The organism is Nonomuraea terrae (genome assembly GCF_044465245.1).
In the GTDB taxonomy this organism is placed as follows: Bacteria; Actinomycetota; Actinomycetes; order Streptosporangiales; family Streptosporangiaceae; genus Nonomuraea; species Nonomuraea terrae.
In genome coordinates, this window is record NZ_JBITLL010000009.1 from 124,246 (window position 1) to 150,226 (window position 25,981).

The window sequence follows — 25,981 nt, forward strand, 5'->3', positions numbered from 1 at the left end:
GTAACAATGGCGGCGTCCTGGCAGGATTGTGCCCATGAGTGAGAGCTTCCCGCGCCTGTCTGCCCGGACCCGCAGGTTCACCCTCGGCGTTCCCCGGGGCTTCACCATCTCCCCCGACGGCAGCCGGGTGGTCTTCCTGCGGACGAAGTCGGGCACCGATCCGGTGACCTGCCTGTGGGAGCTCGACACCGACACCCACGTCGAACGCCTGGTGGTCGACCCCCGCACCCTCCACCCCGACGAGGAGAACCTGCCGCCCGAGGAGCGGGCGCGGCGCGAGCGCAGCCGCGAGGCCGCCGGCGGCGTGGTCGCCTACGTCACCGACACCGCGGTGACCAGGGCGTGCTTCGCACTGTCCGGCACGCTCTACGTGACCGACCTGGCGAGCGGCCGGGCGCACCGGCTGGAGACCCCCGGCCCGGTCATCGACCCGCGCCTGTCCCCCGACGGCCGCCTGGTCGCGTACGTCACCGGCGGCGCGCTGCGCGTGCAGGACCTCGGCTCACGCGAGGACCGCGCGCTGGCCGAGCCGGAGTCGGAGACGGTGACGTACGGTCTGGCCGAGTTCATCGCCGCCGAGGAGATGGACCGGATGCGCGGCTACTGGTGGTCGCCGTCGGGCGACGCGCTGCTGGTCGAGCGGGCCGACGAGGCGCCCGTGCGCGTCTGGCACATCGCCGACCCGGCCAACCCCGACCGCACGCCCGCCGCCCAGCGCTACCCGGCCGCGGGCACCCCCAACGCCGTCACCGAGCTGTTCGTGCTGGGGATCGACGGGTCCCGGGTGGCGGTGCCGTTCGACGAGGAGTACCTCGTGACGGCGGCGTGGGACTCCCACGCGCTGTCGGTCGTGACCATGACCCGCGACCAGCGGACGATGCGGCTGTTCTCGGTCGACCCGGCGACCGGCGCGTCCACCCTGGTGCGCGAGGACACCGACCCGGCGTGGGTCGACATCGTCACCGGTGTCCCGGCCCACCTCGACGACGGCTCGCTGGTGTGGGTGGCCAACGGTGAGGGCGGCCACCGGCTGTTCGTCGGCGACCGCGCGGTCACGCCGCCGACGCTGCAGGTGCGGGCGGTGCTCGACGTCGACCACGACAGCGTGCTGTTCAGCGCGAGCGGCGACCCGACGGAGATCCAGCTGTGGACGTGGGACGGCCACTCGCTGCTGCCGGTCTCGACCCGGTCCGGGGTGTTCTCGGGGCGGATGGCGGGCGGGGTCGGCGTGCTGACCGAGCAGAGCCTCGACGCCGAAGGTGTCTCCACCACGGTCGTGCGCCGCGACGGCATGGCGGTGCCGATCCCGTCGTTCGCCGAGCGGCCCGGCCTCGACCTGCGGGTCTCGATCGGCCGTTCCGGCCGGCGCGAGCTCGCCACCGCCGTGGTGCTGCCGTCCTGGCACGAGCAGGGCTCCGGCAAGCTCCCCGTCCTCATGGACCCGTACGGCGGCCCGCACGCGCAGCGGGTGCTCAACCGGCGCGGCGCGTTCCTGGAGAGCCAGTGGTTCGCCGAGCAGGGCTTCGCCGTCATCGTGGCCGACGGCCGCGGCACGCCCGGCCGGGGCACGGCGTGGGAGCGGGCGGTGCTCAACGACCTCGCGACCCCCGCGCTGGAGGACCAGATCGACGCCCTGCAGGGCGTGGCGGAGCAGTATCCCGACGACCTCGACCTGACCCGGGTGGCCATCCGCGGCTGGTCGTTCGGCGGCTTCCTGGCCGCGCTCGCGGTGCTGCGGCGGCCCGACGTCTTCCACGCGGCGGTGGCGGGGGCGCCGGTGACCGACTGGCGGCTGTACGACACGTGCTACACCGAGCGTTACCTCGGTCACCCCGGCGAGCAGCCCGACGTCTACGAGAAGTCGTCGCTGTCCGCCGACGCGGCCAAGCTGGAGCGCCCGCTGCTGCTGGTGCACGGTCTGGCCGACGACAACGTGGTGGCCGCCCACACGCTGCGGCTGTCGTCGGCGCTGCTCGCGGCCGGGCGCCAGCACAGCGTGCTGCCGTTGTCGGGGGTGACGCACATGACGCCGCAGGAGGTCGTGGCGGAGAACCTGCTCCTGCTGCAGGTCGACTTCCTGAAGAAGGCGCTCGGCTGATTCGTCCGGCCTCCCGTTCGGTCTTTACCGGAAGCGGCGTTATGCCCGGAAATTTCCGAGTATGTGCTCGTTATGAGCGCTGTTGACGACCGCCTCCACCAGACGTCCCCCATCCGTTCGCTCCGGCTGGGGGACGTCACGGTCACGTACGTGCCCGACGGCGAGGTGCGGCTCAAACCGTACGGCTGGCTGCCCCAGTCGACGGAGCTCGACTGGCGGGACGACGCCGCCTACCTCGCCGAGGACGGCAACCTGGTCGCCTCGGTCGGCGGGCTGCTCGTCGAGCACCACGGCAGGGCCCTGCTGATCGACGCCGGGCTGGGCCCGGTGTCCCGCCCCGACGACCCGGGCAACCCCATGATCGGCCTCGTCCGCGGCGGCGACCTGCTGGACAACCTCGCCGAGCTGGGGCGTCGTCCGGCGGACGTCGAGGCGGTGGCCATCACTCACCTGCACTTCGACCACGTCGGCTGGGTCGTGCACCCGGGGCCGGGCGGCGGGGCGGCCTTCCCCGAGGCCGCGTACCTGGTGTCCGCGCCCGAGTGGGAGCACCGCCACCTGAGCGCCATCGAAGGCGCGCGTGTGGGGCAGTTCGACGCGATGGCGTCGCGGGTGCGCACCTTCGGCGACGGCGAGGAGGTCTTCCCGGGGGTGCGGACGATGTTCACGCCGGGGCACACCATCGGGAACACGAGCTACGTGATCGCCTCCGGCGGGCTGCGCCTGGTCGTCTTCGGCGACGTCATGCACAGCCCGGTGCAGATCCGCCACCCCGACTGGCCGGTCGGCGCCGATCTCGACCCCGTCCAGGCGGCCGCCAGCCGGCGCCGGGTGCTGGCGGAGCTGCTGCGGCCGGACACGCTCGGCTACGGCGGTCACTTCGCCGACGTGGTCTTCGGTCGCCTCACCGAAACCCTCGCCGGTCTCTCCTGGCAGCCCGCCCTCTGATCCCTCCCCCTCATGAGGTCAGGAGGGGCCGCCGTGCCAGCTGCGCCACAGCGCCGCGTACGAGCCGCCCGCCGCCACCAGCTCGTCGTGGGAGCCCAGCTCGCTGATCCGGCCGTCCTCCACCACGGCCACCCGGTCGGCGTCGTGGGCGGTGTGCAGCCGGTGCGCGATCGCGATCACCGTACGGCCCTCCAGCACGGCGGCGAGCGACCGTTCGAGGTGGCGGGCGGCGCGCGGGTCGATGAGGGAGGTGGCCTCGTCGAGCACCAGCGTGTGGGGGTCGGCCAGCACGAGCCGGGCCAGCGCCAGCTGCTGCGCCTGCGCGGGCGAGACCGCGAGACCGCCGGAGCCCACCTCGGTGTCGAGGCCGTCGGGCAGCCCCAGCACCCAGCCGAGCGCGTCCACCGCCTCCAGTGCCGTGCGCACGGCCGCGTCGGAGGCGTCGGGGCGGGCGATGAGCAGGTTGTCGCGCACGGTGCCCTTGAACAGGTGGTGCTCCTGGGTGACGAGCGCGACGTGGCCGCGCAGGTCGTCGAGCGGCAGCTCCACCAGCGGCACCCCGCCCACGGTCACCGCCCCCGTGCGCGGCCCGTGGATGCCCGCCAGCAGCCGCCCCAGGGTGGACTTGCCCGCCCCGGACGGCCCGACCATGGCCAGCCGCTCGCCGGGCCGGACCGTCAGGGACACGCCGTGCAGCACGTCGCGGCCCTCGCGGTAGGCGTAGCGGACGTCGGACGCCTCCAGCAGCTCTCCGGACGGCCGCGCCGAGGCGACCGCCCGGTCGTCGGGCACGTTGGCCACGCCCAGCAGCCGGGCCATCGACGCCCCGCCGACCTGCAGCTCGTCGATCCACATGAGGAAACGGTCGAGCGGGTCGATGAGCTGCTGGGCGTACAGTGTGGCGGTGGTCACCTGGGCGAGCGTCACCCAGCCGGAGGTGTAGAACAGGCCGCCGGCCAGCAGCGCCGCCACGACCGGGATCACGTAACCCAGCTCCACGGCGGGATACCAGGTGGTGCGCAGGCCCAGGGTGTAGCGCTCGGCCGCGTACGAGCCGGCGATGTCGCGGTCGGCGCGCTCCCGCCGCCGCTCCTGCAGGCCGAGCGCCTCGACGGCGCGGGCGCCCTCGACGGTCTCGGCCAGGCCCTCGGTGAGGTCGGCGTAGGCGGCGTTCTCGCGCAGGTAGCCGTCGCGGGCCCGGCGGAGGTACCACCGGGTGGAGATCGCGATGATCGGCCCCGCGATCAGCATGGGCAGCATGAGCAGCGGGCTGACCAGCAGCAGCGCGCCGATGGTGATCACGAACGTGACGAGCGCGATGAGCGTCTCGGGCACGGCGTGCCGCACGGTGCGGGACAGGGCGTCGACGTCGCGCGAGGTGCGGGTGATCAGGTCGCCCGAGCCGGCCCGCTCGACGGTGGACAGCGGCAGGCCGAGCACCCGGTCGACGAACTCCTCGCGCAGCTCGGCCAGCACCAGCTCACCGAGCCGGGCCGAGGCCATCACCGCGAACCGCACCAGGATGCCCTGCAGCAGCAGGAACGCCCCGATGCTGACCGCCACCCAGACCACGTGCACCTCGGCGCCGTGCTGGACGTCCTGCACCAGCCGGCCGAGCCGCCATGGCACGACCAGCCCGGCGACGGCGGCCAGGCCGTGCAGCGCCAGGGCCAGCGCGAGCCGACGCGGGTATTTGAGCGTCAGCCGCCGGGCGTAGGCGCGTACCTGTTGGCGATCGGCGACCGGCAGGATCTCGCGGGCCATGGGTCAGTCCTCCCCGCGCGTGACGGTCGCGGCGTATTCGGGTGAGCCGTCCAGCAGCTCCCGGTGGGTGCCCTCGGCCCGCACCCGGCCGCCCTGGACGTGGATCACGTGGTCGGCGCGGTCGAGCACGAGCGGGCTGGTCGTGCAGATCAGGGTCGTACGGCCGGCCCGCGCCTTGGCCAGGCGTTCGGCGATGCGGGCCTCGCTGTGGGCGTCGACGGCGCTGGTCGGCTCCACCAGGACGAGCACCTCGGGGTCGGCCAGCAGCGCCCTGGCCAGGCGGAGCCGCTGCTGCTGCCCGCCGGAGAACTCCCGGCCCGCCTCCGACACCACGGAGTCGAGCCCGTCGGGCAGGGCCTCCACGATGTCGGTGGCGCAGGCCGCGTCGAGGGCCTCGCCGATCTGGTCGTCGGTGGCCCCGCCGCGGACGTCGAGCTCGTCGCGGAGCCGGCCGTTGAACAGCCGGGCGTCGTTGTCGGCGACCAGGATCCTGGAACGCACCTCGGCGAGCGGCAGCGTGCGCAGCTCGGCCGGGCCGAACGTGACGTCGCCGTCGGTGTAGCGGCCGAGCCGGTCGGCGACGGCGACGGCGTCGCCGGGCGAGCTGGCCGCGAGGGCGGTGAGCACGCCCGGCTGGACGGTGACGCCGCTCAAGCTGTCACGCAGCACGCCCCCGTCGCTCTCGCCCGTGCCGCCGGTCATCTCGGGGTCGATGGACAGGATCCGGATGACGCGCCCGGCGGCGACATGACCTTTCGTGATCCGGTCGGCGGCCTCGGTGAGCGTGCGCATCGGGCCGATGAGGAAGACGGCGTACAGGTAGAAAGCGACGAGCTGGCCGGTGGGGATCTCCCCGGCGACCGCGAACGACGCGCCGACGCCGGTGACGAGCGCGATGAGCAGGCCCGGCAGCACGACCTGGGCGCCTTCCAGCACCGACTCGACCGTGGCGACGCCTACCCCCGCCCGCCGTACGCGCTGGGACTCTTCGCGGTAGCGCTCGGAGAACACCTGCTCGCCGCCGATGCCGCGCAGCACCCGCAGCCCGGCCACGATGTCGGCGGCCCGGGTGGACAGCTCGCCGGTCAGCTCGCGATGGCGGTGCTGGCGCCGGTGCAGGGGACGCAGCAGCGGCCCGACGGCGGCGGCCATGAGCGGCACGCCGAACAGCACGAGCAGGCCGAGCGGGAGCGAGGTCGAGATGAGGATCACGGTGACGGTCACGATGGCGACGACCGCGCCGGCGCCGCGCAGCAGGATGTCCATCGAGCCGCCGATGTGGGCGATGTCGGAGTTTCCGACGCTGACCACCTCGCCGGTGGACAGGCGCCTGGGCAGCGTGGCGCCGAGCCTGGCCGCGTGGCGGGTGGTCAGCTGGACGGTGCGGTACGCGGCGGCCAGCCAGCAGTAGACGGCCATCCGGTGCCGCATGATCCCGGTGAACGCCTGCACCAGGCCGAGCCCGAGCAGGATCGCCGACCACCGCAGCAGCGCGCTCGTGTCTTTCGCGGTGACGGCCTCGATGCCCTTCCCGAGCACCGCCGGCATCAACGCCTGGACCAGCCACCACAGGGTGGCGAAGCCGATGCCGGTGAGCAGCGGGGCCGCCTGCCGCCGCGCGTTCCACCACAGGAAGCGGATCGGGCTGCGTAGGTCGGGCAGGCCGGGATCGGCCTCAGGAAGGGAGCGCATAGCGCGTCCACCTTGACAACCGACCCCCACCCCCGGCAAACCATTTTCCCTCGAAGACCGACGTCCCTGGGGGGAGGCAGCCCACTGGAGAGCGGGCTCGGAACCGTGGGCGGCGGGTCAGGAGACTCTCTCCAGTGGCTTCCCTCAAGGGACGTCAGCCTGGCGGCGGAGCGTCGGGGAGACGCGGGTGGTGTAGGCGAGGGCGGCGACGGCGGTGGCGGCCAACAGGACGTAGCCGAGGGTGTAGGTGGCGGTGGCGGTGAAGACGGCGCCCATGACCAGGGGCGGGAAGTAGCCGCCGAGGCCGCCGGCCGCGCCGACCAGGCCGGTCACCGTGCCGACGCGGGAAGGGTCCACCAGGCGGGCCACCAGGGCGAAGACGCCGCCCGCGCCCAGCCCCAGGAAGAACGCCATGAGCACGAAGCTGACCCCGGCGGGCAACTCGGCGGGCGGCTGGAACGCCAGCACGACCGCCATCACCGCCGTGCCCCCGAACGCGATCCACAGCACCCTGACCGGCCCGAACCGGTCGGACAACGCTCCGCCGACCGGCCTGGAGACCACGGCCGCGATCGAGAACCCGGCGGTACGCAGCCCGGCGTCGGTCTGGACGAAGTGGTAGACGTTCTGCAGCAACGTCGGCAGGTACGTCGAGAACGCCACGAACCCCCCGAACGCCACCGCGTACAGAAAGGCGCACTGCCAGGTCGCCTTGATCGTCAGGGCCTCGCGCATCCGGGGCAGCGCCGGCGCGGTCGCGGGCGCCCAGCCCGGCGCGTCCCGGCCGGCCACCAGCATGATCACCCCCATGACGGCGAGCACCACGGCCATGAGCACGTGCGCGAACGGCCGCCCGAACGCCTCGACCAGACGTGGGGTGAAGAACGCCGACAGCGCCGTGCCGCCCATGCCCGCCCCGAAGACCCCGGTCGCGTACCCGCGCCGCGCCGGCTCGTGCCAGGCGTTCACGAACGGGATGCCGACCGCGAACGACGTGCCGGGAATCCCCAGCACGAACCCCCAGAACAGCAGCCACCCGTACGAGTCGGACCAGCCGACGAACAGGACGGGCACGATCGACACGAAGCAGATGACCGCGAACATGCGCCGCCCGCCGAGCCTGTCGGTCAGCACCCCCACCGGGATCCGCCCCAGCGAGCCGACCAGCACGGGGATCGCCACCAGCAGCGAGGTCTGGGTCGGCGACAGGCCGAGCTGCCTGCTGTAGCCGCCGGACAGCGGCCCGATGAGGTTCCAGGCCCAGAAGGTCACGGCGAACGCCGCCGTGGCGAGGGCCAGGTTCCCCGCCTGTCCTTTGCGAGGCTCAGACATACACCCTGTGTAACAGGTGGTCACCTTCTGTGATGGAGTGGGGGTGTGAATGCCGAGGACCTCCTGCTGAAGACCGGCCGCTTCCTGCGCAGGTCCGCGACCGGCGGTGACCTGCACACGCTCCACCTGAAGGGCGGCACGGAGGGCGACGCCTTCTACCGCGACCGCTGGAGCCACGACAAGGTGGTCCGCTCGACGCACGGCGTGAACTGCACGGGATCGTGCTCGTGGAACGTGTACGTCAAGGACGGCATCATCACCTGGGAGACCCAGGAGACCGACTACCCGAGCGTCGGTCCCGACCGCCCCGAGTACGAACCGCGCGGCTGCCCCCGGGGCGCCGCCTTCTCCTGGTACACCTACTCGCCGACCCGGATCCGCTACCCGTACGCGCGCGGCGTCCTGGTGGAGATGTACGCCGAGGCGAGGCGCCGCCTGGGTGACCCGGTCGCCGCCTGGGCCGAAATCACGACAAATCCTGAAAAGCGAGAAAAGTACCAGTCCGCCCGCGGCAAAGGCGGCCTGGTCCGCGTCACGTGGACCCTGGCCACCGAGATGATCGCCGCCGCCCACGTCCACACCATCCAGGCGTACGGCCCCGACCGGATCGCCGGGTTCTCCCCCATCCCGGCCATGTCGATGGTCTCGCAGGCGATCGGCGCCCGCTTCGTGTCGCTCATCGGCGGCGCCATGCTCTCCTTCTACGACTGGTACGCCGACCTGCCGGTGGCGTCGCCCCAGGTGTTCGGCGACCAGACCGACGTGCCGGAGTCGGCCGACTGGTGGGACGCGGCGTACCTGTTCATGTGGGGCTCCAACGTGCCGGTGACGCGCACACCCGACGCCCACTGGATGGCCGAGGCCCGCTACCGGGGCCAGAAGGTCGTGGTGGTCGCGCCCGACTTCAGCGACGCGGCCAAGTTCGCCGACGAGTTCCTCAGCGTGCGGCCGGGCACCGACGGCGCCCTGGCGATGGCGATGGGCCACGTGCTGCTCAAGGAGTTCTTCGTCGACCGCGAGACGCCGTACTTCGCCGGCTACGTCCGGCGTTTCACCGACCTGCCGTTCCTCGTCACCCTCGACGAGCACGACGACGCGTACGTGCCGGGCCGGTTCCTCACCGCCAAGGACCTTGGATCCCGGGAGGAGGCGGCGGAGTGGAAGACCGTGCTGATGGCCGAGTCGGGCGAGCCGGTGGTGCCGAACGGCTCGGCCGGCTTCCGCTGGACGGAGTCGGGAGCCGGCCACTGGAACCTGAACCTCGACGTCACCCCGAAGCTCACCCTCCTCGGGGACGAGACCGCCGAGGTCCTGCTCCCCCGCTTCGACGGCGGCCACTCCGTGCGCAGGGGCGTGCCCGTCAGAAGGGTCGGCGGCCGGCTCGTCACCACGGTCTTCGACCTCCTCCTCGCCCAATACGGCGTGCGGAGGCCGGGGCTGCCCGGCGTCTGGCCGGGCGGTTACGGCGACGCCGGTGAGCCGTACACGCCTGCCTGGCAGGAGCCGATCACCGGGGTGCCGGCCGCGCGGGCCGTCAAGATCGTCCGGGAGTTCGCCAGGACGGCCGAGGAGACCGAGGGCCGTTGCATGATCATCCTGGGGGCGGGCGCGGCGCAGTGGTTCCACGGCGACACGATGTACCGCGCGTTCCTGACCCTGCTGCTGCTCACCGGCTGCCAGGGCCGCAACGGCGGCGGCTGGGCACACTACGTGGGCCAGGAGAAATGCCGCACGCTGGCCGGCTGGCAGCTGCTCGCGGGCGCGCTCGACTGGTCGCGGCCGCCGCGGCAGGTGCCCGGCACGCCGTTCTGGTACCTGCACACCGGCCAGTGGCGCTACGACCACTACGACGCCGGCGAGCTGGCCAGCCCCCTGGCCAAGGGCGTCTTCAGCGGCCGGCGCACCGCCGACCTGGTGGCGCAGTCCGTACGCGAGGGCTGGATGCCGATGGCTCCCGCCTTCGACCGCAACCCGCTCGACCTGGGCGAGGCCGACGACCCGATCGCGTACACCTACGACGAGCTGGCGGCGGGACGGCTCAGGTTCGCGGCCGACGACCCGGACGACCCGCGCAACTGGCCGCGCGTGCTCACCCTGTGGCGCTCCAACCTGCTCGGCTCCTCCGCCAAGGGCAACGAGTACTTCCTGCGGCACCTGCTCGGCGCCACCTCCAACCTGGAACACCCCGACCCGCGGGCCGCCTCCGGCAAGCTCGACCTGCTGCTCACCCTCGACTTCCGGATGACCTCCTCCACGGTCTTCTCCGACATCGTGCTGCCGGCCGCCACCTGGTACGAGAAGCACGACCTGTCCTCCACCGACATGCACCCGTTCGTGCACGCCTTCAACCCGGCGATCAACCCGCCATGGGAGACGAAGACCGACTTCGCCGCCTTCCATGCCATCGCCCGCGCCTTCAGCGACCTCGCCCGCGGCCGCCTGGGCGTGCGCAAGGACGTGGTCGCGCTCGCGTACCAGCACGACACCCCCGGCGAGATCGCCGGACGGCCGGGGCGTCCGGAGCTGAAGGTGGTCGAGCGCGACTACGGCGCGGTCGCGGAGAAACTGGCCGCTCTCGGTCCGCTCACGGAGGAGCTCGGCATTCCGGTCAAGGGCGTGACGTTCCTGCCCGACGAGGAGGTGGAGTGGCTCGCCCAGCGCTGCGGGCTGGTGCCGCGCGGCGTGGCCAAGGGCCGGCCCGAGCTCGACACCGAGGCCAAGGCGTGCGAGACGATCCTCGCGCTGTCAGGAGTGAGCAACGGCAGGCTGGCCGCGCAGGGCTTCCGGCAGCTCGCCGAGCGTACGGGCGTGAGCTTCGACGGTCTGACGAGCGAGCACCACCGCATCGTCTTCTCCGACACCCAGGCCAGGCCGATGCACGTCGCGGCCAGCCCCGAGTGGTCGGGCAAGGAGTTTCAGGACCGCCGCTACGCGCCGTTCACGATCAACGTCGAGCACGGCAAGCCGTGGCACACGCTCACCGGCCGCATGCATTTCTTCCTCGACCACGAGTGGATGCACGAGTACGGCGAGGCGCTGCCGGTCTACCGCCCCCCGCTCGACCTGGCCGCGCTCCACGGCGAGAAGGGCGCGCTGCGTTTCCTGACCCCGCACAGCAAGTGGTCGATCCACTCGGAGTACCAGGACAACCTGCTGCTGCTGACGTTGTCGCGGGGCGGCCCCACGATCTGGATGTCCACCGAGGACGCCGCCGCGCTGGGCATCGCCGACAACGACTGGGTGGAGGCGGTCAACCGCAACGGCGTGGTGGTGGCCCGGGCGATCGTCTCGCACCGCATGCCGGCGGGGACGGTGTACATGTACCACGCCCAGGACCGCCTGATCGACGTGCCGAAGTCGGAGGCGACCGGCCGCAGGGGCGGCATCCACAACGCCCTGACGCGCGTGCTCGTCAAGCCCACCCACCTGATCGGCGGCCACGCCCAGCTCTCGTACGGCTTCAACTACCTGGGCCCCACGGGCAACCAGCGCGACGAGATCACGACCATCCGCCGCAGGTCGCAGGAGGTGACGTACTGATGAAGGTCATGGCCCAGATCGCCATGGTGATGAACCTGGACAAGTGCATCGGCTGCCACACGTGCTCGGTCACCTGCAAGCAGACCTGGACCAACCGGCCCGGCGTCGAGTACGTCTGGTTCAACAACGTCGAGACCCGCCCCGGCCAGGGCTACCCCCGCCGCTACGAGGACCAGGAACGCTGGAAGGGCGGCTGGGAGCTCACCGCGAGAGGCAGGCTCAGGCCGAAGGCCGGCGGCCGGATGCGCAAGCTGCTGAGCATCTTCGCCAACCCGCGCATGCCCTCGATCCAGGACTACTACGAGCCCTGGACGTACGACTACGAGCACCTCACCACCGCGCCGCTCTCCGATGACGTGCCGGTCGCGCCGCCCCGGTCGCTGATCAGCGGCGAGCCGGCGGCGATCCGCTGGAGCGCCAACTGGGACGACAACCTCGGCGGCGACCCGTCCCCCGACCCGGTGCTGGAGAAGGTGTCGGGCGAGGTCAGGACGGCGTTCGAAGAGGCGTACATGTTCTACCTGCCGCGCATCTGCGAGCACTGCATCAACCCGTCGTGCGTGGCGTCCTGCCCGTCGGGCGCCCTGTACAAGCGGGCCGAGGACGGCATCGTCCTGGTGGACCAGGACCGCTGCCGGGGCTGGCGCATGTGCGTGACGGGGTGTCCGTACAAGAAGGTGTATTTCAACCACAAGACCGGCAAGGCCGAGAAGTGCACGTTCTGCTATCCGCGGGTGGAGGTGGGGCTGCCGACGGTGTGCTCCGAGACCTGCGTGGGGCGCCTGCGCTACCTCGGGGTCCTGCTCTACGACGCCGACCGGGTCGCCGAGGCCGCCTCGGTGCCCGACGAGCGCGACCTGTACGAGGCGCAGCTCGGCCTCTTCGTCGACCCGGAGAGCCCGGAGGCCGCCGCCGCGGGGCTGCCGGCCGAGTGGCTGGAGGCGGCCCGCCGCTCCCCCGTCTACCACCTGATCACGAAATATCGGGTGGCGCTTCCGCTGCATCCCGAGTACCGCACCCTCCCCATGGTCTGGTACGTCCCGCCGCTCTCCCCCGTCGTGGACGCGCTGTCCACCACCGGCCACGACGGCGAGAACGCGGGCAACCTGTTCGCCGCCATCGAGACGCTGCGCATCCCCATCGACTACCTGGCCGAGCTGTTCACCGCGGGCGACCCGGCCCCGGTGACGGCCGCGCTGCGCCGCCTGGCCGCGATGCGGTCGTACATGCGGGCGGTCAACCTCGGCCAGGAGCCGGTGCTGCCCGACGCGGGCCTGTCCGAGGAGGAGCTGGTGGCCATGTACCGGCTGCTCGCCGTGGCCAAGTACGACGAGCGCTACGTCATCCCGACGGCGTACGGCAACGTGCCGGGCGTCGTGGAGGAGGCGGGCTGCCCGCTCGACTACGACGCCGGGCGCGGCTCCCAGGCGCCGTTCGGCGAGACCTCCGGGCGTCCGGTGCCGGTCTCGATCGAGAACTTCCATGGGCTGAAGGAACGCCAGACCAGCGACGAGGTCACCCACGATCGGGTGAACCTCCTCAACTGGGACGGCCGCGGCACGCCGGCCGGCCTGTTCCCGCCGAGAAAGGGCAAATCATGACCGATATCACCAAGGCGGTCGTCTGGCAGGCGGCCGCGCATCTGCTCGCCTACCCGGACGAACGGTTCTGGCGGCGCCTGCCGCTGATCAGAGAGGCCTCCGAGCCGCACTTCGGGACGTTCCTCGCGACCGTCTCCGACATGACACCCGGCGAGCTGGCCGCCCACTACGTCGACACGTTCGACCTGCAGCGGCGCTGCTGCCTCTACCTGACGTACTACGTCGACGGCGACACCCGCCGCAGGGGCGAGTCGCTGGCCGCGCTCAAGCAGCACTACCGCGCCGCCGGGTGGGACCTGCTGGACGACGAGCTGCCCGACTTCCTGCCCGTGATGCTGGAGTTCGCCGCGCTCGACCCGTCGGGGGCCGAGCTGCTGGAGGAGCACCGGGTGGGGCTGGAGCTGCTGCTCGCGGCGCTGGAGGAGCGCGAATCGCCGTACCGGCACGTGATCGGCGCGGTCTGCGCAGCCCTTCCGCCGATCACCGCGGCGGGCCGGGCGCGAGCCGCGCGCCTGGCCGCGGGCGGCCCACCTGCCGAGACCGTGGGGGGCTACCGTTGAGCTGGGGTGAGAGCCTGCTCTGGACGGTAACGCCGTACGTCACCCTGGTCCTCTTCGTCGGCGGGCTGATCTGGCGGTACAAGTACGACAAGTTCGGCTGGACCACCCGCTCCTCCCAGCTCTACGAGAGCACGCTGCTGCGTGTGGCGAGCCCGCTGTTCCACTACGCCCTGCTGTTCGTCATCGTCGGCCACGTGACCGGCCTGCTCATCCCGATCGGCTGGACGAACGCGATCGGCGTGTCCAACCACGCCTACCACGTCAACGCGCTGCTCTGGGGCGGCCTGGCCGGCCTCGCCACGCTGGTGGCGCTGGCCCTGCTGATCTGGCGCCGCCGCACCAACGGCCCCGTCTTCATGGCGACCACGGTCAACGACAAGGTGATGTACGCGGTGCTGGCGGCCGCGATCGTGTCGGGCGTGGTGACGACGGCGGCGGGGTACGCGCCCACCGAGGTGAGCTATCGGACCACCGTCGCGCCGTGGTTCCGCGGCGTCTTCGTCCTCCAGCCGGACGTCATGGCGATGGGTCAGGCGAGCGGTCTTTACAAGGTGCACACCCTGATCGGGATGGTGCTGTTCGTACTCTTCCCGTTCAGCCGCCTGGTGCATGCCCTTTCCGCGCCGTTGGGCTATCTGTTCCGTCCTTACATCGTGTATCGGAGCCGTTCGGACAGCGCGCCGCGGCGCCCGGCACGCGTCCGGGTGCGCCAGAATCGTCCCTTGTGAAGCACGGGTACACCAACAGCACGGTCGGCGACGGCGCCCTGGTCGTGAAGTGCTACCAGGGGCCCGAGGCGGCGTTCCGGCTCACCACGGAGAGCAGGTATCTGCGCCGCCTGCGTGGCCGGATCCCCGTCCCACGCGTTCACCAGGTCACCCCGACGAGCCTGACCGTCCGCTTCGTCGACGGCCGCCATGGTCAGGAGCTCCTCGACGAGGGGCGCGCGATCGAGGTGCTCACCGAGTGCGGGCGCATGCTCGGGCGCATCCACCGGCTCGGCATCGTCCACGGCGACTACGGGCCGCAGAACATGTTGTTCGACCCCTCGACGTTCGAGGCGACCGCGGTCCTCGACTGGGAGTGGGCCCACCCTGGGCGCCCGGTGGAGGACCTCGCCTGGTGCGAGTGGATCGTCCGCAGCCACCATCCGGAGCACGTGCCGCTGCTGCCGCACTTCTTCGCCGCCTACGACGGCCCCGTCCCGCCGTGGGAGGAACGCCGGGCGGCCATGGTGGCGCGCTGCCGCGAACTGCTCGACTTCTGCACCCGATGGGAGCCGGGCGGGCCCGGCGAAAGTCTCTGGCACGACCGCCTCGAAATCACCGCTGCCTGGACCGAACACGTGACCACGTAGCCGACCCCCCCTTCATGCGAGGCGCAGGGCACGCACCAGGGCCACCGCATCGTCCAGCAGGGCAGTTTCGCGGGGGGTGAGGGCCCGGTCGGCGGCGCGGAGGGCGGCGGCCCGATCAAGGGCCTCGCCGGGGGCCAGCGCGTCGCCGAGCTCGGCGACCAGCGCGACGAGCACCTGCCGGGCGGGACCGGCCAACCCGCTCTCCCCGTCCACCGCCGCCTGCGCGAGAATCACCGCCGACAGGCCGCAGTCCAGCGCGGGTGACCCCTCCTGCGTGTTGCACCAGTCGATCACGACCGGCCCGCTCGGCGTGAGCAGCACGTTGTCGGGGTGCAGATCGAGGTGGAGGATCCGGTCGGCGGGCTCGGCGGAGAACCTGGCCGGGATCTCGTGCAGCCGCCGCAGCAGCCGGGCGAGCGTCCGGCCGGCCTCCTCGGCGGTCATCTCGCCGTCGACCAGCGCCCGCAGCATGGTCGGCCCCGCCAGCCGCTCCATCACGAGGTCCGTGGCCGTCCCCGCCTCCGGGTACACCCGGGGCACGGGATAGCCGTGCGCGCCCACGTACACCATGACGGCCGACTCCCGGCGCGCGTCCGCGTCGATCCGGTAGCGGCGCAGCACCCGTTCTCCGTCGAGCGCGTACACATCGGCGCTGCGCCCCGCTCCCAGGAACTCCACTCCGCCAACGTACAAGCCCGCGGGCGGCGACGTATCCCTCCGTGGGGCGGTCCCACGACCTCGTCCGGTCGCGTACCAGCTCGTACGGCACCACCGGCACGCCCGCCGACGCGAACAGCCCGGCGACCCGAACAGCGCGCCGACGCGAGCAGCCCGGCGACGCGATGGTCGGCCCATACGTCCCGCGCCCCGTCGCGGACGCGTTCGCGACGGGGCCGCACGGGCGCATCCCGGACCGGCCCACGCTCAGATCCGCACCGATCCGGCGCAGACCACGCCGGATCGGGCGCTCTAGCCGGTCCGTCATGCCTGGAACGGCCCTGCTTCCCGTGGCGCGTGCGGAAAGCAGGGCCGAACCGCGTCAGATGTCGAACTCTCCCCGATCAACGCCTTTGAGGAACGCCGTCCACTCGCCGGGAGTGAAAACGAGCGCGGGCCCCTGGGGATTCTTGCTGTCGCGGACCGCGACGATTCCGGGGAGGTTGGTGGCGACTTCCACACACTGGCCGTTGTCGCCGCTTGCGCTGGACTTGTGCCATTCTGCAGTGTCGAGGTTCAGCTTTTCCATTTCCTAACCGCATCCTCTATTGCCTGCTGCGTCACGCTTTTCGGCTGCGCTTCCGCTCGGATGATGTCGTATCTCTGCTTGATTCTCGCAACCGCTTCGTGATCGCCGGTGACGTGTCCGGACAGTACCGAGTCGGCCGATACCACCTCGGAGCCGTCGCGGAGTCGCGCCAATGCGAACGCGCTCATCATGCCAGCCACACACCCAGCGGCGATGGGAACGAGCTGAACAGTGATGCGCGGATGCTGCGACAGTTCTAGCAAATAGCGAAGCTGGCTGACCAGGACATCGGTACCTCCGATGGGACGATGCAGCACCCCCTCGTCGATGAGCGCGAGAAAGGTCGGCGGGCTCGGGCCGTCGAAAATCGCGATACGCCGGATTCGGGCCTGGACCCGCTCTTCCACCCGGTCAGGGGCGGCGGTGGCGAAGATCGCGCGGGCATAGTCGGCATTCTGCAGCAATCCCGGAATGAGCAGCGGGTCCCAGGATTGCAGGATGACCGCCTGCGGTTCGATCTCCTCGACCCATCGCGCGAACCACCCGAGAGCGGGCGATTGAGATATACGTCGAAATAGTGCGACAAAGTGGCCGTCAAGGCCGAAAGCCTTGTCGGCGCCCTGCGCGAAATCCAACGTGGGCGCCCGGCGGCCGTTCTCGATGTGACTGATGAGCGATTCATGGCAGGGTATACGCCCAGCGAGCGCGGTCTGCGTCAGTCGCGCGGCTCTGCGATGCTCGGCCAGGTCAGCGGCGAAGCGAGCCCTGGGTGACATCTGGTCGCCCGGCCGGGGTTCCACGGCGTCTCCACGATCGCAAGTCGGGGGTCACAGGCTTTCGTGACCGGATCGTGACAACGATACGACAATCAATACAGCGATCGTGTCGTTCTTTGTCACATCGACTTCGTGAGATTGAGCGGGCGGCGCTTCACGCGAGCATTCATGCTGGAAATCGGCACAGCCGGAAACAGCATCGCGCATTTCTCGGGAACTCGGATGAGTCGGTGATTTCATGGCAGCTGGCACCGTACCTACGCAGATGCCTGACGTGACGCCGTGGAGAGACGCGACGCTGCGGCGCAGCGAAGAGGCGGCGCGTCAGGCACGACAGGCCGTCAACGCCTGGCTGACCCACAGCGCCGCTTCCGTCCGCTTCGACATGCTCCAGGTGGTGTCGGAGCTGGTGAGCAACGCCATCAAGCACGTGCCCGCCGGCCCGCAGCGCGACTGGCTCCAGGTCCGGCTCGGCGTCGGGGCCGGTTTCGTCCGCCTTGAGGTGATCGACCCGGGCACACCGGAGCCCCAGCCGTGCTTCGCCCCGCTGCGGATGAGCTCGCTGGAGGTGTCGGGCCGCGGCCTCGGCATCGTCGCCGCGTTGTCCGTACGCTGCGGCACCCATCTCGTCGACCACGGCCACCGCGTCGTGTGGGCCGACCTCGCCGACGCCCGGCGAGCCCTCCCCGCCGTCCGGGAGCCGGCGGGGCGGGCCCTCAGCCCTTGATGCAGATGAGCTGGCGCAGGTGTGCGACCACCTGCACGAGATCCGTCTGGGCGGCCATCACGGACTCCAGGTCCTTGTACGCCCCCGGGATCTCGTCCACCACCCCGGAGTCCTTCCGGCACTCCACACCCGCCGTCTGCTCCACCAGGTCCTTGACGGTGAACGTCTTCTTGGCCTTCGTACGGCTCATCTTCCGCCCGGCCCCGTGCGAGGCGGAGTTGAACGCCGCGCCGTTGCCGAGACCCTTGACGATGTACGTGCCGGTGGCCATCGAGCCCGGGATGATCCCCAGGTCACCGGCCCCCGCCCGGATCGCCCCCTTACGCGTGACCAGCACGTCGACCCCGTCGTAACGCTCCTCCGCCACGTAGTTGTGGTGGCAGGAGATCGGCTGGTCGAACGTGATGTCGGGCAGGTGGCGGCGTAGGACGTCGCAGGCCAGGCCCATCATGAGCGCCCGGTTGCGGCGCGCGTAGTCCTGGGCCCAGAACAGGTCGCGGCGGTAGGCGTTCATCTCCGAGGTGCCGGCGAGGAACACCGCGAGGTCGCGGTCGACCAGGCCCTGGTTGTGGGAGAGCTTGCGGGCGACACCGATGTGGTGCTCGGCCAGCTCCTTGCCGATGTTGCGCGAGCCGGAGTGCAGCACGATCCAGACCGAGCCCTCGTCGTCGGCGCACACCTCCAGGAAGTGGTTGCCGCCGCCGAGCGAGCCCATCTGGGCCTCGGCACGCTCACGCCGGGCGTGTACGGCCGGGGCCAGGTCGTCGAAGCCCTTCCAGAACTCGGCCCAGCCGGACGTCTTCATGCCGTGCACCTTGCCGGGGTCGACCGGGCGCTTGTGGAGCCCGAACCCGACCGGCACCGCCTGCTCCAGCTTGCCGCGCAGGTAGGCCAGGTTGTCGGGCAGCTGCGCCGCCCGGTACGACGTCTTGACCGCCGTCATCCCGCACCCGATGTCGACGCCGACGGCGGCCGGGGAGACGGCGCCCTTCATGGCGATGACCGAGCCGACGGTCGCACCCTTGCCGTGGTGCACGTCGGGCATGACGGCGACACCGTGGACCCACTCCAGGTTGGCCACGTTGCGCAGCTGCTGCATGGCCTGCGGCTCGACCGTCTCCGGCTCCGTCCACATCCTGAGCGGTCGCCGGGTGCCGGTCACCTCGTGATACGTCATCTTCATGTCGCCTCCTTCCCGATCACATCCCGAACGTGATCTATGACGCCAGAGCCGGCACATCCTCCGCAACCGAATTAGGCCACCGGCGCGCCCGTCGGCAGCGGACTGGACGGCCGGCTGGACGGACAGCCGGGACGGGCGGCCTGCACGAACGGCCTGGTGGCGCAGCCTGGACAGGCGGCCCGGACCTCGTCACGACGGTCAGCAGGCCGTGTTCTTCGGCGGCAGGATCTTGTCGGTGAAATAGCGGTTGATGTGGTCGCGGGCGCACGTGTTGGTGCCGTAGAGGGTGTGGCCGGGGCCGTCATGGACGATCGTGACGCTGCCCGGGACCTGGCCGATGGCGCGGGCGACCGCGTCGGACTCGCCCCAGGCCCCGGCGCCGAGCAGCGGGGGAAGCGTCTTGGGCAGCGGGGTGGGCGGGTTGGTGACGGATACGGGCCAGCCGACGCAGGCCAGCGTGGCCGTCGCCATGGTGCCGGCCGCGCCCGCGTTGGGGGCGGCCTTCCGCAGCCGGTCCACCGTCGCGTCGAGCTCCTGGCGGCCGGCCGCGCGCGGCCAGTCGGCGCACTCGGTCACGCCGGTGGCCTGGTCGGGGTAGCGGGCGCCACGGGCGGGGACGAAGGCGGAGGCGTCACCGTCGCGGGCCTTCCTGATGGCCTGCGCCAGGCCCGGCCAGGCCGTCTTGCCCTGCCTGGCCGACGCGATGGCGAAGGCCTGCAGATCGCGGCCCGTGTAGGCGACGTTCTTCGCGGCGGGGACGGGACGGCGGTCGGCTCTGGCCACGAGCGCCCGCCACGCGCGGGGGACGTCCTCGCAGCCGTTGGCGGCGCACCAGTCGAAGAAGCGGGTCAGGAACCGCTCGTTGCTCCTGGCCATCTCCTCAAGCTCGCGGCCCCAGTCGGCCGGGCTGTGGTTCCACGTGCCGTCGAGGACCATCGTGCGGACCTGGCGAGGGAAGAGGCGGGCGTAGGCCTGGCCGTAGAAGCCGGCGTAGGAGGCGCCGTAGTAGTTGAGCTCGGCGCCGCCGAGGGCCTTCCTGATGGCCTCCATGTCGCGCGCGTGGTCGGCGGAGCTCATGTTGGCGAAGAGCACGGGATCGGCCTGGCGGCAGACCTCGGCCTGCCCGCGGTTGGTGTCGGACAGCCTGCCGAAGTCGGCGTCGTCCCGCGGGAAGGCGGGGAGCGGGACGCGGGTCCACAGGCAGGGCAGGCCGGTGCTGAGGCCGCCGAACTGGGCGCCGTAGCCCCGGGTGTCCCACGTGACGACGTCCATGCGATTGCGCAGGTCGGCCCACCAGCCGGACATCGACTGGGTGAGGGCGACGCCGGGGCCACCCGGGCCGCCGTAGGCGATCAGGGCGACGCCCTTCGCAGGGCCGGTCGCGGGGAGACGGCCCAGCTTGAGGGTGATCCGGCGACCCGCCGGGGCCGCCCAGTCGGCGGGGACCTGCAGGTCGGCGCATTGCATGCCGACCTTGTCGTCAGGACAGGGGCTCCAGTCGAGTGAGGCGGACGCGGGCTGGGCACGCAGCCCGCCCCCGGCCGTCAGCAGGACCAATGCCAGGGCGATGGACTTCAGCATGCCGTAACGATGCTTGAAGGGGCGGGCCTGGCGCGTCGGACCACGGTTTGATCTTTCGGGGCCCGCATCAGACCTGGGTTTGTCATCCCGACCGATGCCGGGCGAGAAGTTCCAGGGTGAGCGTGTGGAGCCGTTCGGCGGCCGCCGGGTCGAACGCGGACGGCTCCAGGGGCATCGGCCGGTCCCGCAGCCAGGCGGTGAGCGGTGCGGCGGGCGGCTGGTCGATGAGGGCGACGATGGGCCGGATGCCCTCCTCGACCGGCATCCCGTGCCGCCTCAGCGCCCGCGCGTGCGAGGCCGTCGTCGCGTCGTACTCGCCGGCCACGCTCGTCGCGACCCCTCCCGGATGGACCAGCGCGTACGGCGTCCGCCCGCCGTGCCGTGCGGCGTACGCCACCCCGAGCAGGTCGTTGCCCTTCCCCGCCTGGAGCTGGGCCGTCACGCCGTCGTAGCCGCGTTCGAGCATGACGTCGTCCCAGCGGATCATGTCCGCCGGCTGCCCGGGGCCTGAGACGTTCACGATCAGCCGGGGCGCGTGCAGGCCGTGGCTGAGCAGGAAGCGGCTCAGGTAGTCGAGGGCGAACGTCCCCTCCAGCCCGTCCGCGGTCACGTACCGGTGCGTACGGAAGAACCGCGCGCACAGCACGAGCGCGTCCACCTCCGGGAACCGCACGTTGACCTCGTCGATCACCCGCCGGTTCGCGCCGACCAGGCTCAGGTCGGCCCCGACGAACACGGCCCCGGGCGGCGCCTTGGCCGGGTCCCGCCCGACGACGACCACCGTGTCGCCGCGCTCCAGGTACGTACGGGCGAGCGCCCGCCCCATCCCGTCGGTGCCACCGGTGATCACCAGCGTCTTCATGCGACCTCCGCCGGCGCCAGGACGACGCCGATCGTCAGAGGACGCGGATCCAACCGCTCCGAATATGAACTCATGGGTTCAACGTAACGATCCACAAGGTCAGTATGCAACCGGCAAGACCACGAATATGAACCAGCTAGTACAATCAACGGCATGACAACGCGCGGACGGATCGACAAGCGGCAGGCGATCCTGGACGGCGCGTTCACCGTGTTCGCACGGGAGGGCTACGCGCAGGCGTGCGTCCAGGACATCGCACGCGAGTCAGGCGTCGCCAAGCCGACGGTCTACAACCACATGACCGACAAGGCCACACTGTTCGTGAACGCCCTGGAGGTCGCCGCGCAGACCGCCCTCGCCGAACGCATCGCCGCCCTGGAGCCGCTCGCCACCCCCGGGGACGACCTGCGGGCCACGCTGGACGAGGTCGCCCACGCGCTCCTGCGCCTGCACACCGACAGCCGCTCGTGCGCCCTGAAACGGCTGCTCCACTCGGAGATCAACCACCTCCCCGACATCCTGGAGATCGTCAAGGAGAGCGGCCCCGACCGGCTCAACCAGGCCCTGGCCGACCGGCTGGCCCGCCTCGCGCTCGCCGGCCGGCTGCGCGCCGCCGACCCCGACCTGGCGGCCGAGCAGTTCATGGCGCTGCTCCTCGGCCCCCTGGAGGCCCGCTCCCGCCTCGGCACCCGCACACTCGAAAAGGCGGAGCTACGCACCATGGCCGCGGCCGCGGTCGACACCTTTCTCCGCGCCTGGGCCACCCCCTGACCGGCGCGGCACCCCGACCGGTTCCCCACCGCCGGCCACGGCGACCAGCGGCGCATCTTCCCGGCGTCGCGCCGTGTCGACGAGATCGGCATGGAACCCGCCGTCGAGAACAGCGCCGGCACCGACGACCCGGGCTCGGCCGGCAGCGCCCTGACCTCGTGGAGTCCGGCGGATGACGGTCGCCTTGGCCTCCCGATGAGCGTGATGCCGGCCCCCGATCTCTTGTCCAGGGCCAGGACGTCGATCTCGTGCTCGGCCGGCCCCTTCTGGTCGTTGACGACCGTCATCATGCAGGCGTTCCCCCTGAGGGCGGGATCGGCGTGGGCACGGAGCCAGTCCCTGGTGAAAGGAAACGGGGGTGTCCGGCGCTCACCAGCGCGTCCACGGGCCGTCGGAATCAGGTCGCGACGAAAAACCGGGTGCCCGCCTCCGTGCGAGAGGAGGCGGGCACCCGGGCGGGGAACCGGACTACTTGGAGTTGGCCTTCAGGTAGTCGCTGTTCATCTGGGCGATGGCGTCCAGCGGGATGCCCTTCGGGCACACCGCCGTGCACTCGCCGGTGTTGGTGCAGCCGCCGAAGCCCTCGGCGTCCATCTGGTCCACCATGGCCTTGGCCCGCGACAGCCGCTCGGGCTGGCCCTGCGGCACCAGGCTCAGGTGGGTGATCTTGGCGGCGGTGAACAGGGAGGCCGAGCCGTTCGGGCAGGCCGCGACGCAGGCGCCGCAGCCGATACAGGTGGCCGCGTCGAACGCCGCGTCGGCGTCCTCCTTGCGCACCGGGATGCTGTGCGCGTCGGGGGCCGAGCCGGCCGGCACCGAGACGAAGCCGCCGGCCTGGATGATCCGGTCGAACGCGCTGCGGTCGACGACCAGGTCCTTCACGACCGGGAACGGCGCCGCCCGCCACGGCTCGATGGTGATCGTGGCGTCGTCCTCGAAGTGGCGCATGTGCAGCTGGCACGTCGTCGTGGCGCGCTGTTCGCCGTGGGCCACGCCGTTGATGACCATGCCGCACATGCCGCAGATGCCCTCGCGGCAGTCGTGGTCGAAGGCGATCGGGTCGTCACCCTCCAGGATGAGACGCTCGTTCAGGACGTCGAGCATCTCGAGGAAGGACATGTCCGGGGAGACGTCCTCCACGCGGTACGTCACCATCCGGCCCGCGTCCGAGGGTCCGCTCTGACGCCAGACCTTGAGGGTCAGGTTCACTTGTAGCTCCGCTGGGTCATCTTGACGTACTCGTACTCGAGCGGTTCCTTGTGCAGGACGGGCCCGTCCGGGGTGCGCTCCCAGGCCGAGACATGCGCGAAGTTCTCGTCGTCGCGCAGGGCCTCGCCGTCGGCGTCCTGCGACTCGGCCCGGAAGTGGCCGCCGCACGACTCGGTGCGGATCAGGGCGTCGAGGCACATGAGCTCGGCCAGGTCGAAGAAGTCGGCGACGCGGCCGGCCTTCTCCAGCACCTGGTTCAGCTCCTCGGCGGTGCCGCTCACCTTGACGTTCTGCCAGAACTCCTCGCGCAGCTCGGGGATGCGCTCCAGGGCCTTGCGCAGCGACTCCTCGGTGCGCTCCATGCCGCAGTAGTCCCACATGAGCTTGCCGAGCTCGCGGTGGAAGGAGTCGGGGGTACGGGTGCCGTTCACCGACATCAGCCGCTCGATCTTGGTACGCACCTTGATCTCGGCCTCGGCCACGGCCTCCTCGTCGACGTCGCCGAACGGCCCGTCGGCCAGGTAGTCGCCGATGGTCGTCGGCAGCACGAAGTAGCCGTCGGCCAGGCCCTGCATCAGCGCGGAGGCGCCGAGGCGGTTGGCGCCGTGGTCGGAGAAGTTGGCCTCGCCGATGACGAACAGGCCGGGAATCGTCGACTGCAGGTCGTAGTCGACCCACAGCCCGCCCATCGTGTAGTGGACGGCCGGGTAGATGCGCATCGGCACGTCGTACGGGTTCTCGCCGGTGATGCGCTCGTACATCTCGAAGAGGTTGCCGTACTTCTTCTCGACGGCGTCGCGGCCGAGGCGGTTGATCGCGTCGCGGAAGTCGAGGTAGACGCCGAGCCCGCCGGGGCCGACGCCGCGGCCCTCGTCACAGACGTTCTTGGCGGCGCGGGAGGCGATGTCACGCGGGACGAGGTTGCCGAACGCCGGGTAGATGCGCTCCAGGTAGTAGTCGCGCTCCTCCTCCGGGATGTCGCCGGGTGCGCGGGTGTCGTTCTTCTTCAGCGGCACCCAGACGCGGCCGTCGTTGCGCAGCGACTCCGACATGAGCGTGAGCTTCGACTGGTATTCGCCCGACACCGGGATGCAGGTCGGGTGGATCTGCGTGTAGCAGGGGTTGGCAAAGTACGCGCCGCGCTCATGCGCCCGCCAGATCGCCGTGGTGTTGCAGCCCTTGGCGTTCGTGGACAGGAAGAAGACGTTGCCGTAGCCGCCGGTGGCGAGCACCACGGCGTCCGCGAAGTGGCGCTCGATCTCGCCGGTCACCATGTCGCGCACGATGACACCGCGCGCCCGCCCGTCGGAGACGATCAGGTCGAGCATCTCGTGCCGGGTGTGCATGGTGACGGTCCCGGCCGCGATCTGCCGCTCCAGCGCCTGGTACGCCCCCAGCAGCAGCTGCTGGCCCGTCTGGCCGCGGGCGTAGAAGGTACGGGAGACCTGGGCGCCGCCGAAGGAGCGGGTGTCGAGCAGGCCGCCGTACTCGCGGGCGAACGGCACTCCTTGCGCCACGGCCTGGTCGATGATGTTCACCGAGACCTCGGCCAGGCGGTAGACGTTCGACTCGCGGGCGCGGAAGTCGCCGCCCTTCACGGTGTCGTAGAACAGGCGGTAGATGCTGTCGCCGTCGCCGCGGTAGTTCTTCGCGGCGTTGATGCCGCCCTGGGCGGCGATGGAGTGGGCGCGGCGCGGGGAGTCCTGGTAGCAGAACGACGTGACGTTGTAGCCCAGCTCGCCCAGCGTCGCGGCGGCCGAGCCGCCCGCGAGGCCGGTGCCGACCACGATCACGTGAAGCTTGCGCTTGTTGGCCGGGTTGACCAGCCTGGCGCTGAACTTGCGCTTCTCCCAGCGGCCCTCGATCGGGCCCTCGGGAGCCTTGGCGTCCCGGATCTCGGGGCCTTCGGTGTACTTCACTTGATTACTCCGAACATGATCGCGAGGGGCGGAGCCAGGAAGCCGACCACGAGCACCACGGAGACCGCGGCGGCGGTGACGCGCAGGGCGCGGTAGCGGTTGCGGTTGGCCCAGCCGAGCGTCTGGAAGGCGCTCCAGATGCCGTGGCGCAGGTGCAGGCCGACCATGACGACGGCCACCACGTAGATGAGCGTGACCCACCAGCGGGACGCGTCGAAGCCGGAGACCATCCGGTCGGCGGGAGCGGAGTCGAAGCCCTCCGGGTTGACCACGCCGAAGGTCAGGTCGAGCAGGTGCCAGATGACGAAGAGCAGGATCGTCACGCCGCCGAACCGCATGATGTGCGTGGCGTAGCCGTTGGCCTGCGACTTCTTGGCGACGTACTTGACCGGACGGGCGTGCGAGGCACGGCGCGACAGCGAGATGGCCGCCCACATGTGCATGACGACCGACACGACCAGCACGATCTCCAGGATCGTCAGCAGCGTGCGGTAGGGGGCGATCGGCTCCAGCAGTGTGCGCAGGGCGTGCGCGTACTCGTTGAACGAGTCGCGACCAAAGAAGATCTTGAGGTTGCCGAGCATATGGGCGACGAGGAAGAGGACCATCACGGCGCCCGTGACGGCCATGACGACTTTCTTGCCGTTCGACGAGCCGAGGAACCCGCCGGGCCTCTTCCGCGCTGGAGCCTTCTTGGGGGAGTTAACAGGCGCGGTCGCGGAACCGCGCTCTATCGTGGCAGTCACGATTTCTGACGCTAGATATCCAGCATTGATCCGTCCAAGTCATCACAGGTCTGGTTTCGATAGCTTGAC

21 protein-coding genes are annotated in these 25,981 nt (G+C 71.1%); 9 read left to right on the forward strand and 12 right to left on the reverse strand.

Annotated features, from left to right (window positions below; genetic code table 11):
• The first annotated feature begins 34 nt into the window (after positions 1–34).
• Together ACIBP6_RS42850 and ACIBP6_RS42855 are read left to right on the forward strand one after the other, a co-directional pair.
• Positions 35–2,098: a S9 family peptidase gene (locus ACIBP6_RS42850; RefSeq protein ID WP_397060478.1), complete on the forward strand. Its 2,064-nt coding sequence runs from the start codon at positions 35–37 to the stop codon at positions 2,096–2,098.
• Positions 2,099–2,170: 72 nt separating this feature from the next.
• Entirely contained in the window at positions 2,171–3,046 is an 876-nt protein-coding gene (locus tag ACIBP6_RS42855) for an MBL fold metallo-hydrolase (protein WP_397060480.1), read from the forward strand.
• An 18-nt stretch (positions 3,047–3,064) separates the two neighbouring features.
• On the opposite strand, the gene ACIBP6_RS42860 is transcribed toward ACIBP6_RS42855, so the two are convergent.
• The 3 genes from ACIBP6_RS42860 to ACIBP6_RS42870 form a co-directional block, all read right to left on the reverse strand.
• Positions 3,065–4,810 carry an ABC transporter ATP-binding protein gene (locus ACIBP6_RS42860; protein WP_397060482.1) on the reverse strand — a complete coding sequence of 582 codons (1,746 nt, stop codon included), beginning with the start codon at positions 4,808–4,810 and terminating at the stop codon, positions 3,065–3,067.
• Positions 4,811–4,813: 3 nt separating this feature from the next.
• Positions 4,814–6,502 (reverse strand): ABC transporter transmembrane domain-containing protein, encoded by a 1,689-nt coding sequence (locus ACIBP6_RS42865; RefSeq protein ID WP_397060484.1) that lies wholly within the window; start codon positions 6,500–6,502, stop codon positions 4,814–4,816.
• A 144-nt stretch (positions 6,503–6,646) separates the two neighbouring features.
• On the reverse strand, positions 6,647–7,834 hold the full coding sequence (locus ACIBP6_RS42870; RefSeq protein WP_397060486.1) for a nitrate/nitrite transporter: 1,188 nt from the start codon (positions 7,832–7,834) through the stop codon (positions 6,647–6,649).
• Between the two features lie 45 nt (positions 7,835–7,879).
• Between ACIBP6_RS42870 and ACIBP6_RS42875 the strand changes: the two genes are divergently transcribed.
• The 5 genes from ACIBP6_RS42875 to ACIBP6_RS42895 are packed head-to-tail and all read left to right on the forward strand — an operon-like array spanning position 7,880 to position 14,892.
• Positions 7,880–11,374: a nitrate reductase subunit alpha gene (locus ACIBP6_RS42875; RefSeq protein ID WP_397060488.1), complete on the forward strand. Its 3,495-nt coding sequence runs from the start codon at positions 7,880–7,882 to the stop codon at positions 11,372–11,374.
• Positions 11,374–12,975 carry a nitrate reductase subunit beta gene (gene narH / locus ACIBP6_RS42880; protein WP_397060489.1) on the forward strand — a complete coding sequence of 534 codons (1,602 nt, stop codon included), beginning with the start codon at positions 11,374–11,376 and terminating at the stop codon, positions 12,973–12,975. Before ACIBP6_RS42875 ends, narH begins: the two co-directional genes overlap by 1 nt.
• Positions 12,972–13,535: a nitrate reductase molybdenum cofactor assembly chaperone gene (narJ, locus tag ACIBP6_RS42885; protein ID WP_397060490.1), complete on the forward strand. Its 564-nt coding sequence runs from the start codon at positions 12,972–12,974 to the stop codon at positions 13,533–13,535. The genes narH and narJ overlap by 4 nt, the downstream gene beginning before the upstream one ends.
• The gene (gene narI, locus ACIBP6_RS42890) at positions 13,532–14,263 is read left to right on the forward strand and encodes a respiratory nitrate reductase subunit gamma (RefSeq protein ID WP_397060491.1); all 732 of its coding nucleotides are present in this window, start codon (positions 13,532–13,534) and stop codon (positions 14,261–14,263) included. Before narJ ends, narI begins: the two co-directional genes overlap by 4 nt.
• Complete coding sequence (locus ACIBP6_RS42895; RefSeq protein ID WP_397060493.1) at positions 14,260–14,892, forward strand: phosphotransferase; 633 nt, start codon at positions 14,260–14,262, stop codon at positions 14,890–14,892. The genes narI and ACIBP6_RS42895 overlap by 4 nt, the downstream gene beginning before the upstream one ends.
• Positions 14,893–14,904: 12 nt before the next feature.
• Here the strand turns inward: ACIBP6_RS42895 and ACIBP6_RS42900 are convergent, their stop codons facing one another.
• The 3 genes from ACIBP6_RS42900 to ACIBP6_RS42910 all read right to left on the reverse strand — a co-directional run bounded on the left by ACIBP6_RS42900 (position 14,905) and on the right by ACIBP6_RS42910 (position 16,938).
• The gene (locus ACIBP6_RS42900; protein WP_397060495.1) at positions 14,905–15,570 is read right to left on the reverse strand and encodes a phosphotransferase; all 666 of its coding nucleotides are present in this window, start codon (positions 15,568–15,570) and stop codon (positions 14,905–14,907) included.
• Between the two features lie 361 nt (positions 15,571–15,931).
• A complete protein-coding gene (locus ACIBP6_RS42905; protein WP_132614524.1) occupies positions 15,932–16,138 on the reverse strand; it encodes a DUF397 domain-containing protein in 207 nt (68 codons plus the stop codon).
• Positions 16,126–16,938 (reverse strand): helix-turn-helix domain-containing protein, encoded by an 813-nt coding sequence (locus tag ACIBP6_RS42910; protein ID WP_397060497.1) that lies wholly within the window; start codon positions 16,936–16,938, stop codon positions 16,126–16,128. Before ACIBP6_RS42910 ends, ACIBP6_RS42905 begins: the two co-directional genes overlap by 13 nt.
• A gap of 250 nt (positions 16,939–17,188) precedes the next feature.
• Here ACIBP6_RS42910 and ACIBP6_RS42915 point away from each other — a divergent pair, with 250 nt between their 5' ends.
• Positions 17,189–17,641 carry an ATP-binding protein gene (locus tag ACIBP6_RS42915; protein ID WP_397060499.1) on the forward strand — a complete coding sequence of 151 codons (453 nt, stop codon included), beginning with the start codon at positions 17,189–17,191 and terminating at the stop codon, positions 17,639–17,641.
• On the opposite strand, the gene ACIBP6_RS42920 is transcribed toward ACIBP6_RS42915, so the two are convergent.
• The 3 genes from ACIBP6_RS42920 to ACIBP6_RS42930 all read right to left on the reverse strand — a co-directional run bounded on the left by ACIBP6_RS42920 (position 17,631) and on the right by ACIBP6_RS42930 (position 21,267).
• Positions 17,631–18,818: an RtcB family protein gene (locus ACIBP6_RS42920; protein ID WP_397061280.1), complete on the reverse strand. Its 1,188-nt coding sequence runs from the start codon at positions 18,816–18,818 to the stop codon at positions 17,631–17,633. The two genes, ACIBP6_RS42915 and ACIBP6_RS42920, sit on opposite strands and share 11 nt — an antisense overlap.
• A 204-nt stretch (positions 18,819–19,022) precedes the next feature.
• Positions 19,023–20,405: an alpha/beta fold hydrolase gene (locus ACIBP6_RS42925; protein ID WP_397060501.1), complete on the reverse strand. Its 1,383-nt coding sequence runs from the start codon at positions 20,403–20,405 to the stop codon at positions 19,023–19,025.
• Positions 20,406–20,487: 82 nt separating this feature from the next.
• The gene (locus ACIBP6_RS42930) at positions 20,488–21,267 is read right to left on the reverse strand and encodes an SDR family NAD(P)-dependent oxidoreductase (protein ID WP_397060503.1); all 780 of its coding nucleotides are present in this window, start codon (positions 21,265–21,267) and stop codon (positions 20,488–20,490) included.
• 153 nt (positions 21,268–21,420) lie between these two features.
• On the opposite strand from ACIBP6_RS42930, the gene ACIBP6_RS42935 reads away from it, so the two are divergent.
• Complete coding sequence (locus ACIBP6_RS42935; RefSeq protein ID WP_397060505.1) at positions 21,421–22,038, forward strand: TetR/AcrR family transcriptional regulator; 618 nt, start codon at positions 21,421–21,423, stop codon at positions 22,036–22,038.
• A 468-nt stretch (positions 22,039–22,506) separates the two neighbouring features.
• Here the strand turns inward: ACIBP6_RS42935 and ACIBP6_RS42940 are convergent, their stop codons facing one another.
• The 3 genes from ACIBP6_RS42940 to ACIBP6_RS42950 are packed head-to-tail and all read right to left on the reverse strand — an operon-like array spanning position 22,507 to position 25,912.
• Positions 22,507–23,247, reverse strand: a complete 741-nt coding sequence (locus ACIBP6_RS42940; RefSeq protein WP_132614537.1) for a succinate dehydrogenase/fumarate reductase iron-sulfur subunit — start codon at positions 23,245–23,247, stop codon at positions 22,507–22,509.
• A complete protein-coding gene (locus ACIBP6_RS42945; protein WP_397060506.1) occupies positions 23,244–25,166 on the reverse strand; it encodes a fumarate reductase/succinate dehydrogenase flavoprotein subunit in 1,923 nt (640 codons plus the stop codon). The genes ACIBP6_RS42940 and ACIBP6_RS42945 overlap by 4 nt, the downstream gene beginning before the upstream one ends.
• Entirely contained in the window at positions 25,163–25,912 is a 750-nt protein-coding gene (locus ACIBP6_RS42950) for a succinate dehydrogenase cytochrome b subunit (protein ID WP_397060508.1), read from the reverse strand. The genes ACIBP6_RS42945 and ACIBP6_RS42950 overlap by 4 nt, the downstream gene beginning before the upstream one ends.
• Between the last annotated feature and the right edge of the window lie 69 nt (positions 25,913–25,981).

What these genes read in the sequence shown, in the direction of transcription:
- ACIBP6_RS42925 (WP_397060501.1), bottom strand. Translation starts at nt 20,405, where the DNA reads ATGCTGAAGTCCATCGCCCTGGCATTGGTCCTGCTGACGGCCGGGGGC.
- ACIBP6_RS42850 (WP_397060478.1), top strand. Translation starts at nt 35, where the DNA reads ATGAGTGAGAGCTTCCCGCGCCTGTCTGCCCGGACCCGCAGGTTCACC.
- narH (WP_397060489.1), top strand. Translation starts at nt 11,374, where the DNA reads ATGAAGGTCATGGCCCAGATCGCCATGGTGATGAACCTGGACAAGTGC.
- ACIBP6_RS42855 (WP_397060480.1), top strand. Translation starts at nt 2,171, where the DNA reads ATGAGCGCTGTTGACGACCGCCTCCACCAGACGTCCCCCATCCGTTCG.
- ACIBP6_RS42930 (WP_397060503.1), bottom strand. Translation starts at nt 21,267, where the DNA reads ATGAAGACGCTGGTGATCACCGGTGGCACCGACGGGATGGGGCGGGCG.
- ACIBP6_RS42905 (WP_132614524.1), bottom strand. Translation starts at nt 16,138, where the DNA reads ATGGAAAAGCTGAACCTCGACACTGCAGAATGGCACAAGTCCAGCGCA.
- narJ (WP_397060490.1), top strand. Translation starts at nt 12,972, where the DNA reads ATGACCGATATCACCAAGGCGGTCGTCTGGCAGGCGGCCGCGCATCTG.
- ACIBP6_RS42920 (WP_397061280.1), bottom strand. Translation starts at nt 18,818, where the DNA reads ATGACGTATCACGAGGTGACCGGCACCCGGCGACCGCTCAGGATGTGG.
- ACIBP6_RS42865 (WP_397060484.1), bottom strand. Translation starts at nt 6,502, where the DNA reads ATGCGCTCCCTTCCTGAGGCCGATCCCGGCCTGCCCGACCTACGCAGC.
- ACIBP6_RS42870 (WP_397060486.1), bottom strand. Translation starts at nt 7,834, where the DNA reads ATGTCTGAGCCTCGCAAAGGACAGGCGGGGAACCTGGCCCTCGCCACG.
- ACIBP6_RS42935 (WP_397060505.1), top strand. Translation starts at nt 21,421, where the DNA reads ATGACAACGCGCGGACGGATCGACAAGCGGCAGGCGATCCTGGACGGC.
- ACIBP6_RS42860 (WP_397060482.1), bottom strand. Translation starts at nt 4,810, where the DNA reads ATGGCCCGCGAGATCCTGCCGGTCGCCGATCGCCAACAGGTACGCGCC.